Below are 22,812 nucleotides of genomic sequence, written 5' to 3'. Positions count from 1 at the left end.
AGACCCCGCCCCGCCGCGCCCCCACATGCACCAGGCCCCACGCCATATCCACCAAGCCGTCCCAGAAGCCGCCCGCCCCAACCGAGACAGCACAGCCGGGCCCGGTCAATCCGCACCCCCCGACCAGGCCAACCGCCCGAGCCGACTGCGCCAAACGCACCGGATTCTCATCGGCGTCATCGCGTGCGGCGCCGTGACCATCGCCGGCATCGGCTTCGCCGGTTCGTACGCGGCGGTCCGCGAGTTGGCCCTCAGAGAAGGCTTCGGGAACTTCGCCTACGTCTTCCCGATCGGCATCGACGCAGGCATCTGCGTCCTGCTGGCCCTCGATCTCCTGCTCACCTGGATACGAATACCGTTCCCGCTGCTGCGGCAGACGGCCTGGCTGCTGACGGCCGCCACGATCGCCTTCAACGGTGCCGCGGCCTGGCCGGACCCGCTGGGCGTGGGCATGCACGCGGTGATCCCGATCCTCTTCGTGGTCTCCGTCGAGGCGGCCCGGCACGCGATCGGCCGCATCGCCGACATCACGGCCGACAAGCACATGGAGGGCGTCCGCCTCACCCGCTGGCTGCTCTCGCCGGTCCCGACGTTCCTGCTGTGGCGGCGTATGAAGCTGTGGGAGCTGCGCTCCTACGAGCAGGTGATCAAGCTGGAGCAGGAGCGGCTGGTCTACCAGGCCCGGCTGCGCTCCCGCTTCGGCCGCGCCTGGCGCCGCAAGGCCCCAGTACAGTCCCTGATGCCGCTGCGCCTGGCCCGCTACGGCGTCCCGCTCGCGGAGACGGCCCCCTCCGGCCTGGCCGCTGCGGGCATACAGGACCGCACCACCCCCGCAGTCGGACAGGGAGCGTTCGATGCACCAAGCGAAGCCACCGCAGCCCCGGGTGTACAACACGTCAGTCGCCTACAGCCGGACGCGGAACGAGTGCTGACAGCGCCTACTCCACGCCCAGCACCGGCAAAGAAGCAACGCAGCGGCCACGCGCATACCGCCGTCCCGCAGGACGGCCCGGACCCACTTGCGGACATGAACATCGCAAGCGAAAAATCGACCGGCCTCACCACCGTTGACCGGTACTACCTCGCCTGGACGGAACTTCACAGCGAACACAACGATGAGACCCTCGCTTCAACACGCATGGCCGAACAGCTATCCGCGCACCTGGCCATGAAGGGCCTGCACGGCCGAGGCGGCAAACCCGTCAGCCCTGCCACCCTGCGCCGCTACCTGCTGCCCTTTCGCATCTACCACCTCTGGGCCCGGCAACGGCAGAGCAGCGAAACGCCCTCCCTCGAGACCATCGCGCGAGAATGCGCAGCCCGCGACATCACCGCCCAATACAACAAACCCATCACTACCGACCACATCACCGAGCTAGTCACCGACTTCGAACGGCGCTGGCAAGCCCTCCAGGGGTGATGCGTTCTCAGACTGTGAGCCAGAGCAGGGCGATCGCATGCTGGGGGCGTGACCGGTAGTGATCGGCTGCCGCGGCGATGTTGGTCCAACCTGCTTGGCGCATAAGTCCGATGGCGAGGTTGCGCAGGGTGGCCATGGCGCGGGGTGCGGTGCCGGTTCGTACTCGCGAGGCGTCCTCTCTGTAGGTGACATCTCGGATGTGGTGCAGCGCCTCAACTGACCAGTGGTCCTGCACGAGTTCGGCGAGTTGTGACGGACTGGCCTGCTCAGGCGGCAGGCTGGTGACCGCGTAGACGGTCTTCGTCTCGACCTTGCCGGTCTTGCGGTGGGTGCGGCGGCGTTTGATCTCCATGGCCTGGACGGCGTGGGGGAAGAGCAGGCCCGGCTGGACGGTGCAGACCCTCAGGCGGCGGACCTCTCGGCGGCCGTGCCCCGCCCCAGTGGTGCGGGCCTGCAGAGGGATTTCCCGCCAGGGCAGGCGCCGCAGTTGCCGACGCAGCTTCTTCTGGTTCCCTTTGACGACCAGGAGGTAGTGGCCGCCAGCGGTGATGACGTGCTCGGCGTGGGCGCGCTGGGTGTGCATCGCGTCGGCGGTGACGACGACGCCGCGCAGGTCGATCCGGTCCAACAGCGGGGCGAAAGCAGGGATTTCGTTGCTCTTCGCGGCGACCTGGCGCTGGGCGATCACGGTCTGGCAGGAGTGCAGCGCGGCAGCGAGCAGGTGGACGGCGCTGCTGTCGGTGCGGGATCCTCGCACGGTCTTGCCGTCGACGGCCAGGCCGACCAGCCTGTCGCCGGGTTCGTCGACCGGGTCGGCGGCGTACCGGGCGAGCCAGACGCCCGCGGTGTCGTCCAGGGCATCGCCGTCCAGGCGGGACAGGAGTCGTCCCAGCGTGGAGGCGTTCGGCGTGCAGGAGGTCAGTCCGAGTTGTTCGCGCAGGTCGGAGTCGGCATCGGCGGCGAAGCGGGAGATGGCGGCCAGGGACGTGGCTCCGCCGAGGACGGCGACCAGACACAGCGCGAGCAGGGAGCCCAGGCGGTAGCGGCGGCCCCGGACCCGGCGGGGATCAGGTATCCGGTCCAAGACCTGGGCCAGGGAAGCGAACTGCGTCAGTTCCGGATCCGGGCAGGCGGAGTCGATGTCCTCGCAGTGGCGCTGCAGGACACCGATCAGGGAAGATGGCACGCGAACGCGACCCCTGTTCGTGATCAAAGGCTTCAACAACCTTGATCATCGGGGGTCGCGTCTCTCGTTGCCGAACCGGGCGAACCGTTCCCACGCGACCGCGCGTACGCAGGCGATCAGCTCATCTCGCCAACTGAGGTCAGAACGCATCAGCCCTGATCGTCCGACCTGAGTGCCGGCGCCACGCAAGGTCGCCACGCTGATCTGGCACTCCTCGTGCTGGGGAACCCGAAGGTGCCGGTGGACTGCGAGGGGAACGCCACACTGCCGGCGCTCACCTCATCGCACATCCGCAGGCTGGCCAGACAGCCGGACGCCAGCAGCTCGGCGGCCGGTTCGTCGACGCCATCCCTCTCGCCCACAGCGCGCACGACATGCCGGGCCGGCGCCGAGGCCCGAACGCAGTTGATCACTACCGCGAGGCCAGGACGTCGTCGGGAGTTCACCCGGTTGATCCATCGCTACGCTGATCACGTCGCACCGGCGGCCATCGCCACGAGCTCGCCCAACACCTCGCGCTCGATGTCGAGGAACGACCGCTCCTCACCCTCGGCGATCCACTTCCCGAAGGCCACGCCGAACACGGTCACCCCGGATTCCGCGGCGAGCGTGGCCGTCGCCTCGGGAACCCCCCGCGATCGGAGGGCGGCAGCGACCGCCGTGGCCAGCCCAGCCAACTTCAACAACTCCCGTTCCTGCAGCGCGGGATTCTCGGAGATGATCCTCTGCCGCCGCCTGGAGTGGTCGCGGCGCTCGGTCGAGAAGAACGGCGCCGCGGCCGACAGGGCGGACTCGACCATCTCGAGCGGTGACGCGTCCGGCGCAGCCGCAGCCACGCCGTCCAGGAACGCCTGCTCCAGCAGCTCCTGGCCGCTGAAAAGCACCTCACGCTTGTCGGCGAAGTGGCGGAAGAACGTCCGCTCCGTGAGACCGACGGCCTGGGCGATGTCGGCCGCGGTCGTCCTGTCGTAGCCGCGACTGATGTAGAGGTCCATCGCCGCTGCCTGTAGTCGTTCCCGCGCCCCGGGCTCCCATCGCACCATGCCCACCACTCTAGTGATGACAGCAGCTGACATGGCAGCTACAGTGACGACAGTTACTGACGTCAGCAACTGACATCGCTTGCCTCGTTCACCAGGCTTGAGCATCGAAGGAGATCATTCACATGCGCGTCTTCGTCACCGGAGCATCCGGGTGGATCGGTTCGGCCACCGTCGACGAGCTGCTCGCCGCCGGCCACGAGGTCGTCGGGCTCGCCCGCTCCGATACCTCGGCCGCATCCCTCGACGCGAAGGGTGCCCAGGTCCGCCGCGGCGACCTCGACGACCTCGACAGCATCCGGGAGGGCGCCGCGACCGCTGACGCCGTCCTCCACCTCGCCAACAAGCACGACTTCAACAACCCCGCCGTCTCCAATCAGGCCGAACGGGCCGCCGTGCAGGCGATCGGCGACGTCCTGACCGGATCAGGCCGTCCGTTCCTGCTGGCGTCCGGCGTCGCCGGCCCGGCGCAGGGCCGGCTGGCGACCGAGGACGACAGGTCACCGTTCCACGGCCTGGAGTCCCCCCGAGGCGGCAGCGAGAACCTCGCGCTGGAGTACGTCGATCGCCGCGTGAACACGGTCAGCGTGCGGTTCGCCCCGACCGTGCACGGCGACGGCGACCACGGGCTCATCGCGACCCTGGTCGCCATCGCCCGTAAGAAAGGGGTCGCGGGCTACGTCGGCGATGGCACGAACCGCTGGCCGGCAGTGCACCGGTCGGATGCCGCACGGATCACCCGCCTGGGACTGGAGAAGGCCCCGGCGGGAACGCTCCTGCACGCGGTGAGCGAGGAGGGAGTCCCCACACGGGAGATCGCAGAGGCCATCGGACGAGGACTCGACGTTCCCGTGACCTCGATCGCACCGCAGGACGCACAGAAGCACTTCGGCTGGATCGGCCGCTTCTTCGCCATGGACATCCCCGCCTCGAGCACGCGCACGCAGGAACTCCTCGGCTGGGCACCAAGCGGGCCGACCCTGATGCAGGACCTGGACGCCGGGTCCTACTTCCGCACCTGACGCACCTGAGCGTTGACGCGCCAAGCGGTGTCGGTCTCGACAAGGACGACATGTGGTGGCGAGGACACGGAATTGACAGGGTTTACTTGAACGGACGAAGGGCCAGTACGGTTCTGAGGGGAGGTCGGTGCAGTACTGCGCCGGGACTACCAGGCCGGCCTGCGGCTGCGGGAACGCAGGCGATCAGCTCATCTCGCCAACTGAGAACGCATCAGCCCTGGGCGGCGAATGTCGATTTCAGCGTCGGTGCAACTGCCCCGTCACACTATTTGGCGTCGAGATATTGTAATCCAGGGTGTCCTTACCCAGGGGTGTCAATGTGATGTCTACCTTTGGGATGCAGTGGGAATTCTTGGTGATCTCTTCACGTACGACAATTGCGCGGGCTGAAGCCTTAGCGAGGAGCCACTGGCCGCTGCATCCAAGGGTGGCGTAGCTGACGGTGGCTACCTTCTCTCCCAGCTGTCCGCCGGTGTAATGGACATCGATGGTATAGACCTGGTTATTATCTTGCAGCAGCGTTCCGTGCCAGTCACCCACGTATGGGGAGTCGGAAGGTGCCGACTGGACAGGGGATGTCGATTCCGATGGTGCGATGGAGCTGCGCACCTTGTGCGCCAGCCAGTCGGCAGCACGGGTCGTATTGTCGGTGGTCTTGTAGGCAAAAAGATGACGGGCAGTTTGGGTGGCGAGGCGCGTTGCACACGAGGAAGAGCCCCTCGCACATGCGATTACCGTGACCGGGTCAAGATCACAAACTAGGTCTTTGGGTAGGCACCAGGAGCGCACCTTGACAGCCAAGGCCTCAGGAAAGACCGGCCTGACGCCACCGTGGTCGGACGGCACAATGGTCAGAATCGGTATTCCGCGCTGGTGGGCTACGGCTGCTACAGAAGTGTCCTTGGAATTGTAGCGGGGGTCACCCAAGAGTGCTACAGCCTCAATCTGGTCGGCGATATGCCGGTCCCGGGCCGAGTTGGATTTCCAGAGACTATTGAGGGTCCCAGCGACCACGTCGGCACCCTGTTAATATCCTGCGATGCCGTAGGTGTTGTTCTGACATTGATGATTCTTCAAGTACAGCGCGTTAGTCAGCTGATCTACTCCCTGACGGTAGCTAGCGTCGTACATTCCCCAGAGTCTGGGGTCTAGCACGTCCACGGCGACGTAGTCGATTGCTTCGAAGCCCGTGAAGACGGGGGCGGGCTGCTGAAGCCGATCCTTCACTGCCCCGATTGTGTCACCGAACCCCGCATGCTCACCTGACCCGCGGACGCCGATAAAGCTGTGTTTCCCAGTGCAGTCGGGCTTCGGCTGACCCGCAGATGCGCTGGTCAAGCAGCCGCCCACAAATGCCGCGAGAAGCACGAACAGTGCGGCGTAATGGTATCTGGCACGCATAGGCTTCGCCTCTCATTGAAGGGTGGAGGCTGGGCTCGGGGGCGTGGCGGGGGTTGGGCAGGGGATCGCGGCGATGCCGCCCTGTTGGGGACCTGAGTCGGTGACGCGGAAGCCGGTGGGGCCCGGCCAGGCCGGCATGGGGACGCCTCGGCGCTGGCGGTCGGCGCTGGCCGCAGCGGCGATGGCGTTGGCGGCTTGACGCGGGTCGGTCGCGGAACCGTGCAGGGTAAGGCGGAGGGCAGCGGGGCCGTCGCCATCCGTCCACGCGAGGGTCAGGCCCGGCTGGGACCAGCCGGGCTTCTGCCAGCCGTGGTAGCTGACCTCGCGCAGCCCTGGTCTCGATGGCCACCGGTATCGGATCTTCGGGGCTGTCACCGTGCTCGGCGAGGAGGGCCAGGAGCTTGCTGTAGCCGGCCGCATCGTCGCTGATGCGAGCCTTGGCCAGCAGGGTGCCGGTTTCGTCGACGAGGGCGACGTCGTGGTGGCGCTCCGCCCAGTCGATGCCGCAGAACACGGTCATTGCGGGGAGATCATCGGTCACCGAGCCACCTGGTGGTGCGTCAGCACCAGGAGGGCCCGCACCAACGCGGTCGTGTGCCGCGGATGCATGCGCACCTTGGTCAGGAGAGAACTGGTTGCAGGGCAGTAGTCGCCGGAGCCGCTCTCCGATAACGTACCGACCAGACGGTACGGTTGGGCGTGCCCCACGCGCCGTCGTGTGCTCGATGAACAGCAACGTTTCATCCGCCACGGGACGGAGAGCCCCTCATGACGCAGAACACGGACCGCGACAGCCTGGCCTTCGCGCGCCAGACCTGGAGAACTCTCGAGCCCTACCACGGCGCTGTCTACTTCTCGCCCGAAGCCGCAGGCCAGTACGCCGAGTTGGGCGTGGACGCCAGGACGGGGTACTTCGCGTCCCGCTCCGCCGCGCTCGGCGCCGCTCCGGCGGATCTGGTCATCGCCACGTTCTACAACTTCAATCCCCAACTGGTGCGCCGAGCCATACCCGCGGCGTGGGAAGCCGCCACGCCGCAGCGGTTCGCCGCCGCCCGGCTTACCGGGATCGATACCACGCTCCGCCGCATCCTCGGCGCGGACGTCTCCTCGTCGGCGCTGGCCCGCGCGGCGGAATTAGCCCGTACCGCGGCTGAAGTGACCGTGCGCCATCCACAAGGCCGCCCCCTCTTCGCCGCGCACGCCGCACTGCCGTGGCCGAGCGCACCCCACCTCGTGCTCTGGCACGCGCAGACTCTGTTGCGAGAGTTCCGTGGCGACGGTCACGTGGCGGCACTACTGACTGCCGGACTGAGCGGGCTCGAGGCTCTCGTCACGCACGCTGCCACAGGCGACATCGACGCAGGGGTGCTGCGCGACTCGCGGGCATGGACGCCGGAGCAGTGGGGACAGGCCGTGCAGAACCTGCGTGAGCGTGGATGGCTCGACGACGGACCCCACCTGGCCTTGACCGAGGACGGTACGCATGGCAGGGCGGAGATCGAGCACACCACCGACAGGCTGGCCGCCCTCCCTTACATCACGCTCGGTCCTGCCGCCTGCGCCGAACTTCGTTCGCTGGTGAGGCCGTTCAGCCTTGCGGTGGCCAAGGAGCTCCTGCCGTGGGCAGTCGACCGCCTCAGCGAAGAGAGCGCATGAGAGAAGAGGGCGAGGTCGGGAATTCTCGACGGCGGGTCCGTCTCGACGACCCCCGAAGCAGCCGAGGTGCCCGCGGCACTGCCCCGGCGCACATCGCCTGGCCTGCGAGGCGCCTCCGGCACAGGGTTCTCACCTGACTGGAGTCGCCTCCCTGACCCGACCCGCATGCGGTGCGCTCGGGTGTGGACGGACAGGTCGGCGCCATGGGGAAGGCCCCTTGAGCGTCGGCAGCCGACCCGGCAGCAAAGCCGTCAAACGCCGCTGCCGGGGCCTGGGGGCTCCACGGACGTCCATTGAGAGACCGCCATCGTGGTCTTTGCTGGTCAGTGGGGCTGGTGTGATGTCTCGCAGGGGTGCTCGTGCTGGCCGGGGTGGAGATCGGTAGCACGTGATCATCCGTCACGGGCGGCCTCTGGCCTTCTCGTACGGGGCACTTGGGCTGCTGCGTAGGTTCTGCGGCGGGAGGGATGCTCATGACGGACGTGCTGACCTGGACGGTCGAGCGGCGGGTTGAGCTGGCGGAACGTGCCGAACTGCTGCGCAAGGAGCTGGCCGGGATCGATGCCGAGGTGGCCCGGCTGGAGGCCGCCGAGGTGGTGTTCGGGCAGTGGGCCGAGGCGACCGACGGCGGCCGGCAGCCGTCGCGCATCGTGGAGCCGGAGCCGGAGCCGGAGCCGGAGCCGGAGCGGGTGACGGTCGGGCCGGGTGTGGGTGGGATGCGGCTGGTGCCGGACCGGACGGAGGGCATTGGGATGGAGGTCCTCACGCCGGAGTATCGGCGGATCATGGAAATCGTGGCCGGCGCGGGCGGGCCGGTGATGGCCAGGGACGTCGCGATCGCCCTGGGCCGTGAGACCACACCGGGCAAGGTCGAGCCGGTCCGCGGTCAGCTGCGCAAACTCTCCGACCGGGGCTGGCTGGCCCGGACCGGATCCGGCCGCTACCTGCCGCGCTGACGGGCGAGGACGGCAGCGGAGCGGCCGGTTCCCGCCGTAACACGAGGGCCCCCGGCTGGAGTTGGTGAGTGTGTGAAGACAAACCAGCCCGCCGAGGGCGCTCACGATGTTGTCTACCAGGTCCGCCTCCCGCTGTCGAAGCGGACCATCGACCTCGTCGCCGGTCTCATACGTCGCCGCCGCAGCCAGATGCGGTCCCGCTGGCGCAAGGCCGGCCCCGGCACCCAGGCGATCGTCGTGCTCGCCGCGCTCCGCCATGACCAGCGTCTTTCCGATATGGCCGGCGGCAACGACGTGTCCGCCTCCACCATCCGCCGCTGGGTCCAGGAAGTGATCGGACTCCTCGCCGCCCGCTCCCCGCGCCTGGACCGAGCGCTGAGGAAGATCGCCCGCTTGGGCGGGGTCGTGGTTCTGCTGGACGGCACCCTCATCCGCACCCGACGCCGCACCGGGAGGGACAACCGGAAGAACTACAGCGGCAAGAGCAAGGCTCATGGCCTGCTGTTTCTCGCGCTCACCGATGAGAAGGGCAACCTGATCTGGATATCCGCGGCCAGGCCCGGCGGCTCCAGCGAGATCACCGCCTGCCGGCACAACAAGATCACCGGGCATCTGCGGGAGGCCGGGCTCGGGGCCCTGGCCGACCTCGGCTTCGTCGGTCTGGACGACAAGCCCGACGACGACCCGGTGATCATCACCGGCCGCAAAGCAACCCGCAACCACCGCCTCACCGCCACCGAGAAGGAGGCGAACCGCCTGGTCAGCCGCGAACGCGCCGCGAACGAACACGGCGTCGCCAACCTCAAGACCTGGCAGATCCTGACCAAGCTCCGCATGAACGCCCGGCACGCGACCACCCTCCTGCGGGCCCTGCTCGTCCTGGCGAACACCGAGGTCCAGCGATGACGGACGATCACGCGTCAACGATCACGCTCCCGATCAGCACGAGCACCCCACCCGAACATCACACCAGCCCCACTGACCAGCAAAGACCACGATGGCGGTCCCTCATTCTGAAACGATCAGTTACTCACCCAGGCCAACGTGACCAGACCGCCATGAAAGCCTTGTCTTTACACAAAACACCTGCGCACGCTGGTGACGGTGACAAGGGAACAGACGATGGGTGACAAGGACGAGCGAAAGCACGGAACCGATGACGACCACTGGGCGAAAGCCCTCGACCGAGCCTTGAACTGGAGGAGCCGCACGCCGTTCATTGTCGATGCGACGCCAACGGACGATCACTCTTTCCCCTCCGTGGACATCGAATGGTGGCTCGCCCACGAGGCTGAGCGGCGACGCAAGCGCGAGCGTCAGTGGAAGTTGCCCAGGCCCAGTTCCGAGAACGTCGAAATCGTGTTTTCGCGCTCACAGGCCGAGCGTGATCGTGAGCGCGAGCAGCTCCGGAGCCTGCTGGACAAGCACGAGGACTGGATTGTCGAGGAGATCGACCGCCGCAAGAAGGAACGAGAGCGCAAGGCACACAAGGAAGCCCAGCAGACCAGCCACGTAGAACCCCCACAGTGGGAACCCTCGCCGCGCTTCGCACCACCAACCGGCTGGAGAGAGCCCACTAATCCGCCGTGGTACCGAGCCGCCCTTGACGACCTTCAGCAGCGCCTCGACCGCGCAAACCCCCCTCTCAGCACCGCACAGGAGGAGGGTGGGACTAGCGCGTGTCTCTTTGATGGGTTGGTCAGTTGATCGGATGTGTCTGTCCGATTAGTGATCACCGATGCGATGTGGGACCGGATCGAGCCGTTGATGCCGGCGGATCCGGTCCGCGGGCGGCGATGGGCCGACCACCGCCGCACTCTTGAGGCCATCGCGTGGAAGTACCGCACCAACTCACCCTGGCGGGACCTGCCCGACGAGCTCGGCTCTTTCCAGACCGCTCACAAGCGGCTGATCAGATGGGCCGTGGACCGCACCTGGGAGATGATCCTCGCCGCCGTCCTGGCGGCAGCGGACGCCGATGACGACATCGACTGGACGGTGTCGGTGGACTCCACCGTCGTCCGGGCTCACCAGCACGCTGCCGGAGCACTCAAAAGGGGGCGTCCCGCTCCGGCGAGCCCGCCGATCACGCGCTCGGACGCTCCCGCGGCGGGCTGAGCACCAAGGTCCACCTGGCCGCAGACGGCCGCGCACGGCCTCTCGCCTTCACCGTCACCGCGGGCCAGGCAGGTGATGCACCCGCCTTCGAGACGGTGATGTCCCGCATCCGCGTGCCCCGCAGGGGCCCGGGCAGGCCTCGGACCCGGCCCCTGGCCGTTCTGGCCGACCGCGCGTATTCCTCGCGCGCCATCCGCAGCCACCTGCGGCGCCGGGGTATCCGTGCGGTCATCCCCCAGCCGTCTGACCAAGTCGGCCACCGCCTGCGGCGAGGCCGGCTCGGTGGCCGTCCGCCCGCCTTCGACAGCGAGGTCTACAAGCAGCGAAACACCGTCGAACGGTGCATCAACCGCCTCAAGCAGTGGCGCGGCCTGGCCACACGAACCGACAAGCTCGCGATCGCCTACCAGGCCGCACTCCACCTCGCGAGCATCCTCATCTGGACCCGACGCTGACCAAAGAGACAGAACCTAGTCGACTTCAACACCGTGCTGTACCCGGGCGAGGACATCCCGACCGCGGCTGACGGCCCGCAGTACAGCGAGCGGGACCTGTACGTCAGCGACGAGACCGCCGCCATCCTGGAAGACACGGACCCGACCGAGACGGGCCCGATGAAGGCCTTCAAAGCCTGGTGTGCGCAGCACGACCGCGTGGCGGTGCCGTGCACCACCGCCACGTACACCGAGTACAGCCGACACCTGATGGCACGGAACCTCAAGGTCACTACCATCAAGAACTACATGTCGTTGATCAAGACCGCCATGCCGCCAGGGAAGAAGCCCGAAAACAGCCTCTATCTGCGACTTTTGGATATCTACCGGAAGAACAACAAGCGCGCGCTGCGCACTCGGCGTGCATTCCCGATCACGCTGCCCTATCTGATCCCGATGATGGAGAAGGCGGAGGCCGACAACCGGCCGATCGGCTTGCGCGACTCGGCGATGCTCGCCTTTGGGTACCGCTTCCTGGGCCGAAGTGTCGAAGGCGCCAACCTCGAGATCGAGGACCTGACGTTCACCAACGGCGGCCTCCTGGTCTGGCTCCCCGAAGACAAGACGCACGACGAGGAACAAAACCTCGTGCTCCTGGACCGGCCGGACATCCAGCTCGTCCTCCGGCTCACCCGCTGGCTCAACTACATGGCCGACCAGGGCATCACCACAGGGCCGGTATTTCGGCACGTTCTGCGGAGCGGCAAGGTGGCCTCCGCGGAGACTCGAGGGAAGACGGCCACGACCCGAGGTCTGCGCGTTCGGGGGCAGACCGTCAACGAGCGTGTAAAGCACTGGTTCAACGCGGCCGGGCTGGTCACCGATGGCCGGCACGTCAGCTCCCAGGGCGTCCGCGCGGGCGCCGCGACCGAACTGGCCCAGTGGGGTGCCACAGACGATGAACTGGAGCGGGCAGGCCGTTGGCGGCCGGGCTCCCGGGTCCCCCGGGAGGTCTACGTGCGCCCAGCACGTGCCGAGAGGAACGACCCGTTCGCCAGGATCCCCGTGCACAACCCTGCGACGGCGGCGTAGAACTGGCGCGGCATCCGGGCACATCTCCCATGCTCGGATACCGGTTGGGCTACTCGCCCTTGGGTAGGCCCGCGGCGAGACGGGGCCCGATACGCGCGCAGCGAGCGGCGTACGCAGGGAGGTGCTCGGACTGGAAACCTTCGGCGTCCCAGTCGCCTTCCTGGACGTCGCCGCCTCGCCAGACGTAGGTCCATCCCTGGTTACCCGTGGAGAGAGCGACTTCCTGCAGCTCGTAGTGGAGATCCTCGAAGGCGTCGAGGATCTCCCATTCCGCAGAGCTGAGGTCAGTGAGCAGCACGCCGGCCGCCGACCTCTCCGACGCACGGACGAGACCTGGGTAAACGCGCGCTGCGAGTGCGGCCGCGCGATAGCCGGGAGCGGACGTCGGAGTGCGCTGGGGTATTCGCCCCAACAGCGCCTTGAGGACGTCATCGAACTGCAAGGTGCCGTAGCCGAACAGTAGGTCGGGGCCTTGCGCGAGTCGGTCCACTACATGATCCCTTTCCAGTGCCATGGGCGAGGTTCTGCACGACCGCGCAGGCAGTCGACGCGGTACTGGGCCTCGGCCTGCCACTCTGGGCGTGTTGCAGCGTGTTGGGCTGCGTAGGTGGTCATGCGCAACTCGCGAGCTCCGGCGAGGAGTTCGTACCCGGCCCACTGGGTGACGTCTGTCCCGTACACCTCGCAGAACTCGGCGTACGCGGCCGCGGTGACGGCGCCGGTCGTCGTCAGCTTGACGGCGGTGGAGACGAGATCCCACTCCGGCGGCCCGACGGAGGCCCGTTCGAAGTCCATCAGGATCGGACCGTTGGCGGTCCGGGCAATGTTGCCGACCCACGCGTCACCGTGCACAACGCAGTCCGGCAGGCCCTGGGGCCGGTGCTCCCACTGCTCGCGAAGGTCGACGTGCCGATCGTGAAGCCACCGACGATCGTCTTCCGACAGTGAGGTAGCGGCCTCGATCCGCTCGGCGATCCGCACGAACGGGTCCAGCCGGTCGAGCGGCAGGTCCGGAACTGGCAAGGGGTGCAGCTGCTTCAACAGCGTGACGACATCCCGGACGGTGCCGACCTCGTGCGGCGGGAGCTCGACCCAGAACGTCACTGGGCGGCCCGCGGCTTCGACTGGCTGTTCGATAGGCAGTGCGCGGACGGCTGGCACTGCATTGTCGGCAAGCCAACGCGCCACGAGGACTTCACGCACGGCCGCCTTCCACTGGCCGGCGCGGGCGATGCGGATGATTACCCCACCGGGGAGGCGCCATATCTCGTTCTCGGCGATCCGAACGGGCTCAGCGCCTGCCGGGTCGAAGCCTGCGAGGACGCAGGCCTCGTCCAGTGCGGCGCGGTCAGGGGCGGCCGAGATCGTCATGCGTGCAAGGTAGCGGTGATCCGCTGGCGCAACTCCGCCGCCTCGTCCAACGTGCGGTGCTGCCCAGCGAATCGGCGGAGCTCTCGAAGGTCGTCGGCCGCCCTCCGTGAGGTGAGCCGTCCGACGTCGTCGAGCGCCTGGTGCCCGATGGCGACTGCCTGCTTCGGGTCGCCCTTCGCCATGACCAGCGACGCCAATTTCGTACGGGAGATACCTCGCGAGCGTGCGTAGTCGTCACCGTGCCTGGCGACCGCCGTTGCGAAGCGTTGCGCGGCCCGCCCGGGGTCCTGGTCGGCGTGGATGGAAAGATCGAACAGGGCGTGGGCCGTGTCGCCGTGGTGCTGGGCGTCGTCGTAGTAGTGCATCCAGGCCGGGTCCTCGGCCGGGTTCGAGTGAGCAAAGGCGTCATCGGCCGCGCCGACTGCAGCCAACGTCCCCTGTACGTCCTGCATCTTGCCGAAAGCGCGGGCGCGGGCGCTGTGCATCATGGCCTGAATCGTCGGCGTGAGCCGGTCGGACCGGACAAGTCCCTTTTCCGCGTACGTCAGGCCTTCGTCTGGATCGCCCAGCCACGTGGCCTGTCGGGAGAGGAAGGAGAACGTCTTTGCCCGAAGCCACCAGTCGCCGGCCGCCTCCGCGCACTCAGAAGCGACCTTGAAGGCAACCCGGGCATCGTCGTGGGCGTAGGCGTCGAAGTGCGTAGCACCGACCACGATGCCGAGCCGGGCGACGCTGGCCAGGAGTTCGAGACGGAGCTGCTGAGGGCAGTCGACGGAGAGCAGCCGTACGGCCCACGCCATTGAGCGGCTCGCGAAGTCGCCGACCAGGCCCCCGCCGCCCTGGGCGTTGTCCCAGCGGTGGATGCCGTCGGCGACGTGGCGCAGCTGATCAAGCTCCTTTGGTCGGATCCGCTTCGGCAGCTCGGGCGGCGCGGTCGGAGCGACGAGGTTAGCGAGGTCTATCGGGGCGATGGCGGCGAGGCTGGTGGCAGCCAGGAAGGCGCGTCGGTCCACTGACGTAAGGCTCTCAGGTTGCTGGGCTGAGGTATCTGTGCCCAGCATGCGCCCCTGGTGGACCTGAATGGTCCCCTCCACCGACCCCCTGCGGGCACTTTCCGCTTGAGACCGCTTTTTATCCGCATCGCCGAACACCATTCCCCACGCACGGGTCAGGACCCCTCCCGTTTCGAGGACGGCGTCCAAGCGCTCGGCGAGGTCTCGGCTGCACCGGTACTCGCCCTTCTCGATCTTGGAGATCACAGACGGGCTGACCTGCACCATTGGCCCTAACTGGGCAGCGCGCAAGCCGGGTTGGCGCTTGCGCCAGTAGCGCAGTTCGGCACCGAACCACGCCTCCGGCGAGGCGTCGGGGTTGAGCTCCTTCTCGGGCTGCGGCATCAGCGTCCCCTTGGTCGCGATGCGGATATCTCAGCTCTCCGCATCCGGATCTGCACGCGAGTCTCGCGGCCTGACTGAATAGTCGCTGACCGGTTCCACACCAGTACACACCGCAGTCGAACCTCGTTGGTGAGGATTCCGCCAGACCGAAGTGGATCTGTGATGGCCGACCTCTTGGAATTGCCCGCCCCGCCAGCAACCGGCGTGCGCGCGACGACACGTAGCAAGCCGGGACACCTGGAGATAGACCTCGATGTCACCTCGGAGGCCGTGCCCATCGTCCGGACCATCGTGCGAGCACACCTCAAGCTGTGGGATCTGCATGGCCTGACAGCCCCGGTGGCCCTGACGGTCTCGGAGTTGCTGACCAACGTCCTGAAGCACGTGCCGCCGGATGCGCGCACCGGAGCGAGGAGTGCGCGACTGACCGTCACGCGCCTGCCCGGAGCGCTGAACGTCTGCGTACGGGACTTCAGCCGGGCCCTCCCCGTGCCGTCCTGCGCGGCAACGGACGCCGAGGACGGCCGGGGCTTGCAGTTGGTCAGGGCCTTCGCCGACGACTTTGGATGGTCCCCCGCCAACAGCGGCAAGGACGTGTGGGCCAACTTCACCATCCCCAGCGTCGACCCGAATGAGGGTCCACGGAGCCGGGAGGCGTCATGACCAGCCCGGAGACTTCCAGGGAGCACACCGACGACGCTTCGTCAGCGGGCGTACTGGTAACCACCCGGCAGGATCGCGAACTTGCGGTGGGTACGTGGCTGCTGTTGTCCGCTGATAGTAGGGACCGGGCGCTCGAAGAGTGGCGCACTGGCGGGATCGCTCTCCTGCGGTGCGGCATGCAGTTCACCGCCGTCCGCGTGGAAGCCGGCCTGATCCACGCTGCGGCCGGGTCGGACGCACCGGAGAAGGTGAAGGAGTTCCTCGCCGACGTGCTGCACGGCGGCCCCGTCTTCGTCGATCAGCACAGCCGCCGGTATTACGCCCTCGTGCCACCGAGTGCGGCCGATCGACCCGAGTGGAGTAAGCAGCAGCGCGGCGCCGAGTGCCTTGCCCGTGACTCCTTCCTCGGCGTTCCGCGGTTCGACCTCAGCAACCCGGACGACGCTTTCAGCTACTGGGTGGTGCCGATGGACGGACCGGGCGACCTGTGCCCCGCCTTGGCGGTGGCGCAACTCGTCGCCTACGGCCACAGCCGATCCGCCGAAGAGGGACCGTAATGGTGGCGAGGGACTGGTCCGCGGAGAACTGACACCCATATACCCCGCGTTGGCTGCCACGTTGCGGCGCGGCATCGCTACTCCGACTCCCCCCACCAATCAACGACGAGGCCTTCCATGCCCGATTCGTTAACGACCAATGCCACCTCCGCCCGCAGCGGAGACCGAATGGCAACACCCAATGACATGAACCTGATAGTGAGCCCGGTCGGTGCCGACACAGATCTACGTGCGGCTCTCGAGGACCTAAAAATGGGGCGCTATCGGGCCGCCCGTGACCTGTTGGCCAGGACGGGCCCGAACTGGTCGTTGCGCACGAGGCGCAGCCAGCTCCTAGCCGCGCAGGCGGGAGCGGGCGGCGTCTTCAAAACGTGGCTGGACGAGGAACCTAACAGCGCGGACGCATCGACGATGTGGGCACGGGTGCTCACACGGGCCGCGATCGAGGCCCATCGCAGCGGCAAGAACAAGAGCCTGGTCTCACGAGCCGCCGGTCTGGCACTGCAAGCCTGCTTGAAGGCGATCGCCCTCTGGCCAGATTGTCCGGTGCCATGGATCTGCCTGCTGCACCTGGCTCAACTCCCCTTCGACCCCTATCACTTCGACCCTCATTGGCGATCTCGCCCGATTCCATGGGATCAGCTAGGAGATCCCACGATGCCCTACCGGGGGCCGTGGCCGCTTCTGGAGGAGATCAACAAGCGCGATCCCGGCAGCCGGGAGGGGCATCACCGCATGCGGGAATTCCACCTCCACCGCAACGGACTGTCCGCCGCCATGAACTACGCGGCTTGGACAGTCGCAAGCGAACCGAACAACCTCGAGTTGGACATGCTCCCCCTGTACGCGCTCATGGACGTCTACCGGGAGCGGCACGGCAACGGCCAGGGGAGCGCCCTGCAGTTCTGGCAGACCGCCCAGGTTGCGCACTACGCACGGCAGGCGCGGGACCGTTGGTTCGCGTCCGTCCCGCCGGTCCACCACGGATGGCTGTCGCCACTGGATCTCAACCACCTCGCGCATGCCCTAGTGGCCTGCGGCGAGGATGCGCGGGCCGTGTTCGAGGCGATGGGTCCCTACGCCACTCCAGAGCCATGGCAGACGATCAACGTCAGTCTGGGCCGCAGCTACGACTGGACGACGGAGTTCCTGCGCATCCGCGCCACCGCGCTGCGGGAGCGGCCCCTGTGGTGAACAGTCGCGCGCCTCCGCCCGTGCAGCGTGCTCAACGCTCCCCGGATCTGTCCCCACACTTCCCCTTCCCTTCTGAAAGTGGATCTCTGGTGTCTCACAGAAGTGCCAGCAAGGTTGAACCACCGAGCTCGGATGACGTTTTCCTCGCAGACCTCGGCATCAAGCCCGAGCTCTCCCGCCGGATGGGCCCCTTCGGGAACTTCGCGATCTCGTTCTCGGTCATCTGCATCCTGGCCGGCGGGATGTCCCTGTTCGGGTTCGGCCTGGGCCACGGCGGGCCCGTGGTCATGCTCGGCAGCTGGATCGTGATCGGCTTCATGACGCTGCTGGTCGGTCTGTCCCTAGCCGACGTCGTCTCCGCCTATCCCACCAGCGGCGGCCCATACTTCATGGCCGACAAGCTCGGCGGGCCCCGTTGGGGCTGGGTGACCGGCTGGCTGAACCTGCTGGGCCTGCTCGGCGCGATCGCCGGTATCGACTACGGTGCCGCCGCCTTCGCCGGAGCGTTCGCGCAACTGCAGTGGGGCATCACCCCAACCGACGGCTCCACCATGACCGTCTTCGGGTGCATCCTGCTCGTGCACGGCCTGCTCAACTCGGCCGGTGTGCGCCTGGTCAACGTGCTGAACTCGATCTCGGTGTACTGGCAGCTGATCGGCGTTGCCGTCATCGTCGGCGCCCTCACCATCGCCCCGGCCAAGCACCAGTCGGTGAGCTTCGTGTTCACGCACTTCCACAACGACACTGGCTTCTCCAGCCCCTTCTACGTGGCGCTCATCGGCAGTCTGCTGGCTGGATACACGTTCTGCGGTTACGACGCCTCCGCCCACGTGGCCGAGGAGACCACCGACGCGCAGATGTCGGCACCCCGCGGCATCGTGCGCTCTATATGGGTCTCCTGGGCGGCCGGGTTCGTGCTCCTGGCCGGGTTGCTGTTCGCCATGCAGGACTACGCGGCCACGCAGAATTCCGCGGCTGGGGTGCCGCCCGCGCAGATCTTCCTCGATGTCCTCGGCGCATCAGGCGCCAAGGCGTTGCTCTTGGTCGTCATCGTCGCCATGCTGTTCTGCGGAAACGCCGAGGTCGCCGCCGCCAGCCGCATGGTCTTCGCCTTCTCCCGCAGCCGTGCCCTGCCCGGCTGGCAGAGCTGGCGGATCGTCAACGACCGCACGAAAACGCCCACACGCGCGGTGTGGTTCGTCATCGTCGCGCCGTTCGTACTCGCCCTGCCCGCCCTGTGGTCGCCCGCCGCCTACGGTGCCATCACCGCGATCAACGCCGTCGGCATGACGCCGGCCTACGGCATCCCCGTCTTCCTCGCCCTGCGCAAGGGCCGCGCCTACCAGTCCGGCCGGTGGAGCCTGGGGCGCTGGCGAAAGCCGATCGGTGTCATCGCCGTCGCCTACGTCGTAGTCATCACCGTCGTGTTCTGCCTTCCGCAGTCGACCCCCATCACCACGGACTCCTTCAACTACGCCGGGGTGACCCTGCTGGCCGCGCTGCTGCTGGCCTGGGGGACCTGGCTGACCCGCGGCAAACGGGACTACCAGCTCACCGCCGCCCACACCGCCCAGCGCAGCGAAGCCATGCTGGAGGGTTTCTGATGAACGCACCGGCCAACACCACCGATACGCCCTGGCCCGCAGGACCGGTGACCAGGGAGACCCTTCAACGCCTGCTCAACGACAGATCTGTCACCGACATCATGCTGGCCGTACCAGACATCCAGGGGCGACTCCAGGGCAAGATCTTCAACGCCCGGGTCTTCCTCGAGCGGATGACAGACGGGGCTGAGATGTGCTCGTACATCCTGGCCACGGACGTCGACATGACGCCTCTGAACGGCTTCGAGCTGACCGGCTGGGCCGAGGGCTTCGGTGATTTCCTCGTCACGCCTGACCTCGACAACGTCCGCATGTTGCCGCACCGGCCCGGCACCGCCCTGGTATTCGGCACGCCCGTCCACGACGACGACATGCCCGTGGGCGTGGCCCCCAGGTACATGCTGTCAACACAGCTCGCGCGCCTGCGTGAACTGGGCTACCTGGTGAAGGTAGGCGTCGAAGCCGAGTTCGTCCTGTACACGGACGGGCCGTCCGGCCGGGAACCGGCATGGAGTGAAAACCTCGACTACGGCCTCCAGCACCCGCCCGTGGTCGATGACTTCTTTCGCCACCTGGGCGAGGCGCTGAGCGACGCCGGGATCGTCTACGAGGCATTCAAGACGGAAGGGGCGGCGGGGCAGGTCGAGGTGACGTTCGCCTACGGCGATGCGCTCGCCGCATGCGATGACTATGCGGTCTTCCGCCAGATCGTCGCTACCGTTGCCAGGCGGTACGACATGACGGCGGTCTTCATGGCGGCTCCGGAAACTGGCGTCGGCAGCGGCCTGCACCTGCACGTGTCCCTATGGAACGAGCACGACCAGCCGGCGTTCGCCCATCGCCGCGGCGAGGACCTGCCACCAGCGATGAAGCACGCCCTGGCGGGGTTGCTCTCGGCGACGCCCCACATGGCCCCGCTGTACGCACCCACCGTCAACTCATACAAGCGCTACCAGCCGCACTCATTCGCCCCCACCCGCTACAACTGGGGCCTCGATCACCGCGGCTGCGCGATCCGCATCACCGGCCACGGCAACGGCGCCCACATCGAGGTCCGCCTCGCCGGCGCCGACGCCAACGCCTATCTCGCGCTCAGCGCCTACGTCGCCGCGATGGCCCACGGCATCGAGGAAAAGCTGACGGTACGTCCGGCCCGCGACAGCGACGCCTACCAAGACCGGGACTCCATCCCCCTCTACGCCGACCTCTCCGAAGCGCTCTCGTACTTCGAGGACAGCACGATCGCCGGATTCCTGCTCGACAAGGACGTCGTGCGGCACTACTCCCACGCAGCGCGGGCCGAGCTCACCTGGTCGCGCAGACACGTCACAGACATGGAGCGCCAGCGCGGGATCCGATGAAACTCCCTGCCGCCGGGTGCAACCCCCCTCGGCGGCAGGGGCCAGCACCTCGTTCCCCCCGTCCGGACGGTGGTCTGGGGAACGAGGGCCAACGCCCCGGCGCAGGAGATGCCTGTGCTACGGCGCGGGCGGAAATGGTGCTGGGGCCACGTCCCCCTGGGGCCCCAGCACGGCCTACACCATCCGAACTCATTCTGAAGGGGCCACTCAGTGGATGCCGTCCTCCCGGGATTCGTCGGCCAGCTTTTGGCGCAGGGCCGCGATCCCATACACATCCCTGACATCACCGTGTCGGCCGCCACCGGTTGGCTCTCTCCTCTCGCGTCTCGCATCCTGCCGCTCCTCGACACCGGCAGTGCCCGCGCGGAGGGCTCGTTCCGAATGGACGGCTACGCGTACTTGCCGCTCCGGACGCCGGACGCCTGCACGGTCTATCTGCGTGTCTCGGACACGCGAGCCATGACGCCCTGGCGCGTCCACGCCCCCGTAGCGGTCCTCACGATGGCTGGGACGACCATGCTGGAGATGTACCGCGACCCGGACGACGCGCAGGGCGGTCGACCGCAGTACGCGCGCCCGTTCGGCGCCGGCGAGTTCTTCACCGTGCACCCGGGCACGCTGTGCGCGACCCGGGGGGCGACGGCCACTGTGCAACTGCTCGCCACCACGGAGCCGGTGACCGGCCGCGAGCGGCCCCTGTCCGGCGCGGCGTACGCCTCCCTTACCCGGCGAGCCCGCCAGCTCCTCGAGCAGGCCTCCCCCGCCCCGGTAGGTGGCCCGTGCTGACCACGACAACCTCGTGGCTGGACGCCGTGCCGCCATTGGACATGGACAGTCTGCGCAAGTTCCAGCGGATCAGCCGCAATGTGCTCGACCGCCTCGCCGATGACCGCGAGACGCTCACCCAACTCGTCAAGGATGTCCTGCGCGACCCGGACCGCCTGGCGGCTAGCCGAGTCACCTTGCTGCTCAATCGGCTCTCGCTGTACCAGGCCCCGGACCGTGGGTTCGAGATCCGGCTGAACATGAACCCACGGCCTGACAACCAGCTTGTACCGCACGACCACTGCTATGCCTTCGCCACTCGGATCCTCACCGGTGGCTACGTGCACGTCATTCGGCGCCGCACCAACGGCTGGGAGGGCCCGTTCACCGGCGCGGACCTGGAACCGGCCGTCGTCACCGTCGAGCGGCCCGGCAGCGCCTACACGCTCGGCGAGTCGATGGTGCACCAGGCCGTGATGGAGCCACACACGGTCACCCTGTTCACGCGCGGCCCACGCCGCAAGAAGCTGTCTCACGCGGCCGAGGAGCTGATGCCGCCGCCGGACAGTTGGCCGTCGGCCGCCATACCGGGCGATACACCGGAGGAGTCCCGGCCGTGCACGCTCGCCGAGTACCAGCGCATGCGCGCCTACCTGATCGAACACGCCCTCATCGGCTGACGCCTCAATTCCGTGGCCGCGGCGCGTCGCACGGCTGGGACGCGAGAGGCTACGGCGAACACATCCGGCACACCGAGGAGCCAACCGATGAGCAATGTCCTGACCACCGATCACCCCGCCTGGCAGACGTACGAGGACGGCACACGCGCGCGCGCCGTTCGCACCGCCTCCGGCATCTGGACCGTGTCCCACGACCGGAACGGCCTGCACCTGACGTGCGTCGACGGGACTGAGGACGCCAAGCCCGAGTTCGTCAGCACCGACCCCGCGCACCTTCCGCCCGCCGCCCCGGCCGCCCTCAGCGGAGGCCTCGCCGAGCTCGGCGTCACCCAGCGCCTGGCGAACCCGTGGCTGTGGGACGCCATCACCACGGCGATCCTCCGGCAAGTCGTACGTGCCGACCAGGCCCGCAAGGTGTACCGCACCTGGTGCACCACCTACGGCACCACCGTCGACGGCCCACACGGCAAGCTCGCCGTGGCGCCCACGCCGGCCGCGGTCCTCAATCTGGCCGACGAGCAGTTCGCCGCCGTCGGGGCGAAGTTCCATCACAGCGCCCTGCAGGCAGCCGCAACGGAGTACGAGCGCATTCACCGCGAGTGGGAGTGTCTGCACGCCGACGCCCTGGCCCTCGAGCTCACTCGCATCTCCCGCATCGGCCGGTGGACTGCTGCGGCCGCCGCGACGGACTTCACCGGTGACTTCAGCGTCTACCCGCACGACGACCTGGCCGTACGCACTTGGGCCGCCAAGATCGCCCCCGCCTACGCCTGGCCCGACAAGAAGGACAAGGCGTTCGGTCCGCTGTGGACCGGCTGGGCCGGGAACGATCGCACTGCCCTGCACACCCTCACCCTCGCGACCCTCACCTGGGGGGCGCATGCCCGATGACATG

General features: G+C 67.7%; 23 protein-coding genes and 1 pseudogene. 16 read left to right on the top strand and 8 right to left on the bottom strand.

Features of this window, described 5'->3' with window-relative positions:
- The first annotated feature begins 145 nt into the window (after positions 1-145).
- Positions 146-1,420, top strand: coding sequence for a DUF2637 domain-containing protein (locus tag OG870_RS47300; RefSeq protein ID WP_266928382.1), 1,275 nt, complete (start codon positions 146-148; stop codon positions 1,418-1,420).
- Between the two features lie 7 nt (positions 1,421-1,427).
- Here the strand turns inward: OG870_RS47300 and OG870_RS47295 are convergent, their stop codons facing one another.
- The 3 genes from OG870_RS47295 to OG870_RS47290 form a co-directional block, all read right to left on the bottom strand.
- A complete protein-coding gene (locus OG870_RS47295; protein WP_266593848.1) occupies positions 1,428-2,606 on the bottom strand; it encodes an ISAs1 family transposase in 1,179 nt (392 codons plus the stop codon).
- A 149-nt stretch (positions 2,607-2,755) separates the two neighbouring features.
- Positions 2,756-3,052, bottom strand: a complete 297-nt coding sequence (locus OG870_RS48400) for a macro domain-containing protein (RefSeq protein WP_353962351.1) — start codon at positions 3,050-3,052, stop codon at positions 2,756-2,758.
- A 24-nt stretch (positions 3,053-3,076) separates the two neighbouring features.
- Positions 3,077-3,649 (bottom strand): TetR/AcrR family transcriptional regulator, encoded by a 573-nt coding sequence (locus OG870_RS47290; RefSeq protein WP_266593850.1) that lies wholly within the window; start codon positions 3,647-3,649, stop codon positions 3,077-3,079.
- A gap of 122 nt (positions 3,650-3,771) precedes the next feature.
- Between OG870_RS47290 and OG870_RS47285 the strand changes: the two genes are divergently transcribed.
- Positions 3,772-4,668 (top strand): SDR family oxidoreductase, encoded by an 897-nt coding sequence (locus OG870_RS47285; protein WP_266593852.1) that lies wholly within the window; start codon positions 3,772-3,774, stop codon positions 4,666-4,668.
- A gap of 237 nt (positions 4,669-4,905) precedes the next feature.
- On the opposite strand, the gene OG870_RS47280 is transcribed toward OG870_RS47285, so the two are convergent.
- Both OG870_RS47280 and OG870_RS47275 read right to left on the bottom strand, forming a co-directional pair.
- Complete coding sequence (locus tag OG870_RS47280; RefSeq protein ID WP_266593854.1) at positions 4,906-5,682, bottom strand: hypothetical protein; 777 nt, start codon at positions 5,680-5,682, stop codon at positions 4,906-4,908.
- 721 nt (positions 5,683-6,403) lie between these two features.
- Positions 6,404-6,589: pseudogene (locus tag OG870_RS47275) on the bottom strand (IS110 family transposase); the annotation flags it as partial.
- A 248-nt stretch (positions 6,590-6,837) separates the two neighbouring features.
- Here OG870_RS47275 and OG870_RS47270 point away from each other — a divergent pair.
- The 6 genes from OG870_RS47270 to OG870_RS47245 all read left to right on the top strand — a co-directional run bounded on the left by OG870_RS47270 (position 6,838) and on the right by OG870_RS47245 (position 12,325).
- Complete coding sequence (locus tag OG870_RS47270) at positions 6,838-7,725, top strand: SCO6745 family protein (protein WP_266593856.1); 888 nt, start codon at positions 6,838-6,840, stop codon at positions 7,723-7,725.
- Positions 7,726-8,198: 473 nt separating this feature from the next.
- Positions 8,199-8,681 carry a hypothetical protein gene (locus tag OG870_RS47265; protein WP_266593858.1) on the top strand — a complete coding sequence of 161 codons (483 nt, stop codon included), beginning with the start codon at positions 8,199-8,201 and terminating at the stop codon, positions 8,679-8,681.
- A 72-nt stretch (positions 8,682-8,753) separates the two neighbouring features.
- Positions 8,754-9,587, top strand: a complete 834-nt coding sequence (locus OG870_RS47260) for a transposase family protein (protein ID WP_266593860.1) — start codon at positions 8,754-8,756, stop codon at positions 9,585-9,587.
- A gap of 216 nt (positions 9,588-9,803) precedes the next feature.
- A complete protein-coding gene (locus OG870_RS47255; RefSeq protein ID WP_266593862.1) occupies positions 9,804-10,388 on the top strand; it encodes a hypothetical protein in 585 nt (194 codons plus the stop codon).
- A 36-nt stretch (positions 10,389-10,424) separates the two neighbouring features.
- Positions 10,425-11,254 (top strand): IS5 family transposase gene (locus tag OG870_RS47250; RefSeq protein WP_266593922.1). Its coding sequence is split into 2 segments (ribosomal slippage): positions 10,425-10,763 and positions 10,766-11,254, totalling 828 coding nucleotides; the frame shifts between segments, so codons are not numbered across the junction.
- Positions 11,255-11,287: 33 nt separating this feature from the next.
- On the top strand, positions 11,288-12,325 hold the full coding sequence (locus tag OG870_RS47245; protein WP_266593864.1) for a tyrosine-type recombinase/integrase: 1,038 nt from the start codon (positions 11,288-11,290) through the stop codon (positions 12,323-12,325).
- Positions 12,326-12,374: 49 nt separating this feature from the next.
- Here OG870_RS47245 and OG870_RS47240 read toward each other — a convergent pair whose 3' ends face one another.
- The 3 genes from OG870_RS47240 to OG870_RS47230 are packed head-to-tail and all read right to left on the bottom strand — an operon-like array spanning position 12,375 to position 15,093.
- A complete protein-coding gene (locus OG870_RS47240) occupies positions 12,375-12,839 on the bottom strand; it encodes a gamma-glutamylcyclotransferase family protein (RefSeq protein ID WP_266593866.1) in 465 nt (154 codons plus the stop codon).
- Positions 12,815-13,696, bottom strand: coding sequence for an aminoglycoside phosphotransferase family protein (locus OG870_RS47235; protein ID WP_266593868.1), 882 nt, complete (start codon positions 13,694-13,696; stop codon positions 12,815-12,817). The genes OG870_RS47240 and OG870_RS47235 overlap by 25 nt, the downstream gene beginning before the upstream one ends.
- Positions 13,693-15,093 (bottom strand): helix-turn-helix transcriptional regulator, encoded by a 1,401-nt coding sequence (locus OG870_RS47230; RefSeq protein ID WP_266593870.1) that lies wholly within the window; start codon positions 15,091-15,093, stop codon positions 13,693-13,695. The genes OG870_RS47235 and OG870_RS47230 overlap by 4 nt, the downstream gene beginning before the upstream one ends.
- Before the next feature lie 162 nt (positions 15,094-15,255).
- On the opposite strand from OG870_RS47230, the gene OG870_RS47225 reads away from it, so the two are divergent.
- The 8 genes from OG870_RS47225 to OG870_RS47190 all read left to right on the top strand — a co-directional run bounded on the left by OG870_RS47225 (position 15,256) and on the right by OG870_RS47190 (position 22,808).
- Positions 15,256-15,756: an ATP-binding protein gene (locus OG870_RS47225; RefSeq protein ID WP_266593872.1), complete on the top strand. Its 501-nt coding sequence runs from the start codon at positions 15,256-15,258 to the stop codon at positions 15,754-15,756.
- Complete coding sequence (locus tag OG870_RS47220; protein ID WP_266593874.1) at positions 15,753-16,313, top strand: hypothetical protein; 561 nt, start codon at positions 15,753-15,755, stop codon at positions 16,311-16,313. Before OG870_RS47225 ends, OG870_RS47220 begins: the two co-directional genes overlap by 4 nt.
- 657 nt (positions 16,314-16,970) lie before the next feature.
- Entirely contained in the window at positions 16,971-17,507 is a 537-nt protein-coding gene (locus OG870_RS47215; RefSeq protein WP_266593877.1) for a hypothetical protein, read from the top strand.
- Positions 17,508-17,596: 89 nt separating this feature from the next.
- On the top strand, positions 17,597-19,111 hold the full coding sequence (locus tag OG870_RS47210; protein WP_266593879.1) for an amino acid permease: 1,515 nt from the start codon (positions 17,597-17,599) through the stop codon (positions 19,109-19,111).
- Positions 19,111-20,472 carry a glutamine synthetase family protein gene (locus OG870_RS47205; RefSeq protein WP_266593881.1) on the top strand — a complete coding sequence of 454 codons (1,362 nt, stop codon included), beginning with the start codon at positions 19,111-19,113 and terminating at the stop codon, positions 20,470-20,472. Before OG870_RS47210 ends, OG870_RS47205 begins: the two co-directional genes overlap by 1 nt.
- 210 nt (positions 20,473-20,682) lie before the next feature.
- Positions 20,683-21,258, top strand: a complete 576-nt coding sequence (locus OG870_RS47200) for a hypothetical protein (protein WP_266593883.1) — start codon at positions 20,683-20,685, stop codon at positions 21,256-21,258.
- A complete protein-coding gene (locus OG870_RS47195) occupies positions 21,252-21,917 on the top strand; it encodes a hypothetical protein (RefSeq protein ID WP_266593885.1) in 666 nt (221 codons plus the stop codon). Before OG870_RS47200 ends, OG870_RS47195 begins: the two co-directional genes overlap by 7 nt.
- A gap of 87 nt (positions 21,918-22,004) precedes the next feature.
- Complete coding sequence (locus OG870_RS47190) at positions 22,005-22,808, top strand: hypothetical protein (RefSeq protein ID WP_266593887.1); 804 nt, start codon at positions 22,005-22,007, stop codon at positions 22,806-22,808.
- The last annotated feature ends 4 nt before the right edge of the window (positions 22,809-22,812 follow it).

The sequence above is a fragment of the Streptomyces sp. NBC_00461 genome, from assembly GCF_036013935.1.
Taxonomy (GTDB): Bacteria; Actinomycetota; Actinomycetes; order Streptomycetales; family Streptomycetaceae; genus Streptomyces.
This window is presented reverse-complemented; position numbering and strand designations above follow the sequence as displayed.

Coding starts and splice junctions, on each gene's coding strand:
- OG870_RS47290 (WP_266593850.1), bottom strand. CDS start 3,649: ATGGTGCGATGGGAGCCCGGGGCGCGGGAACGACTACAGGCAGCGGCG.
- OG870_RS47285 (WP_266593852.1), top strand. CDS start 3,772: ATGCGCGTCTTCGTCACCGGAGCATCCGGGTGGATCGGTTCGGCCACC.
- OG870_RS47270 (WP_266593856.1), top strand. CDS start 6,838: ATGACGCAGAACACGGACCGCGACAGCCTGGCCTTCGCGCGCCAGACC.
- OG870_RS47265 (WP_266593858.1), top strand. CDS start 8,199: ATGACGGACGTGCTGACCTGGACGGTCGAGCGGCGGGTTGAGCTGGCG.
- OG870_RS47255 (WP_266593862.1), top strand. CDS start 9,804: ATGGGTGACAAGGACGAGCGAAAGCACGGAACCGATGACGACCACTGG.
- OG870_RS47240 (WP_266593866.1), bottom strand. CDS start 12,839: ATGGCACTGGAAAGGGATCATGTAGTGGACCGACTCGCGCAAGGCCCC.
- OG870_RS47235 (WP_266593868.1), bottom strand. CDS start 13,696: ATGACGATCTCGGCCGCCCCTGACCGCGCCGCACTGGACGAGGCCTGC.
- OG870_RS47230 (WP_266593870.1), bottom strand. CDS start 15,093: ATGCCGCAGCCCGAGAAGGAGCTCAACCCCGACGCCTCGCCGGAGGCG.
- OG870_RS47225 (WP_266593872.1), top strand. CDS start 15,256: ATGGCCGACCTCTTGGAATTGCCCGCCCCGCCAGCAACCGGCGTGCGC.
- OG870_RS47220 (WP_266593874.1), top strand. CDS start 15,753: ATGACCAGCCCGGAGACTTCCAGGGAGCACACCGACGACGCTTCGTCA.
- OG870_RS47215 (WP_266593877.1), top strand. CDS start 16,971: ATGCCCTACCGGGGGCCGTGGCCGCTTCTGGAGGAGATCAACAAGCGC.
- OG870_RS47205 (WP_266593881.1), top strand. CDS start 19,111: ATGAACGCACCGGCCAACACCACCGATACGCCCTGGCCCGCAGGACCG.
- OG870_RS47190 (WP_266593887.1), top strand. CDS start 22,005: ATGAGCAATGTCCTGACCACCGATCACCCCGCCTGGCAGACGTACGAG.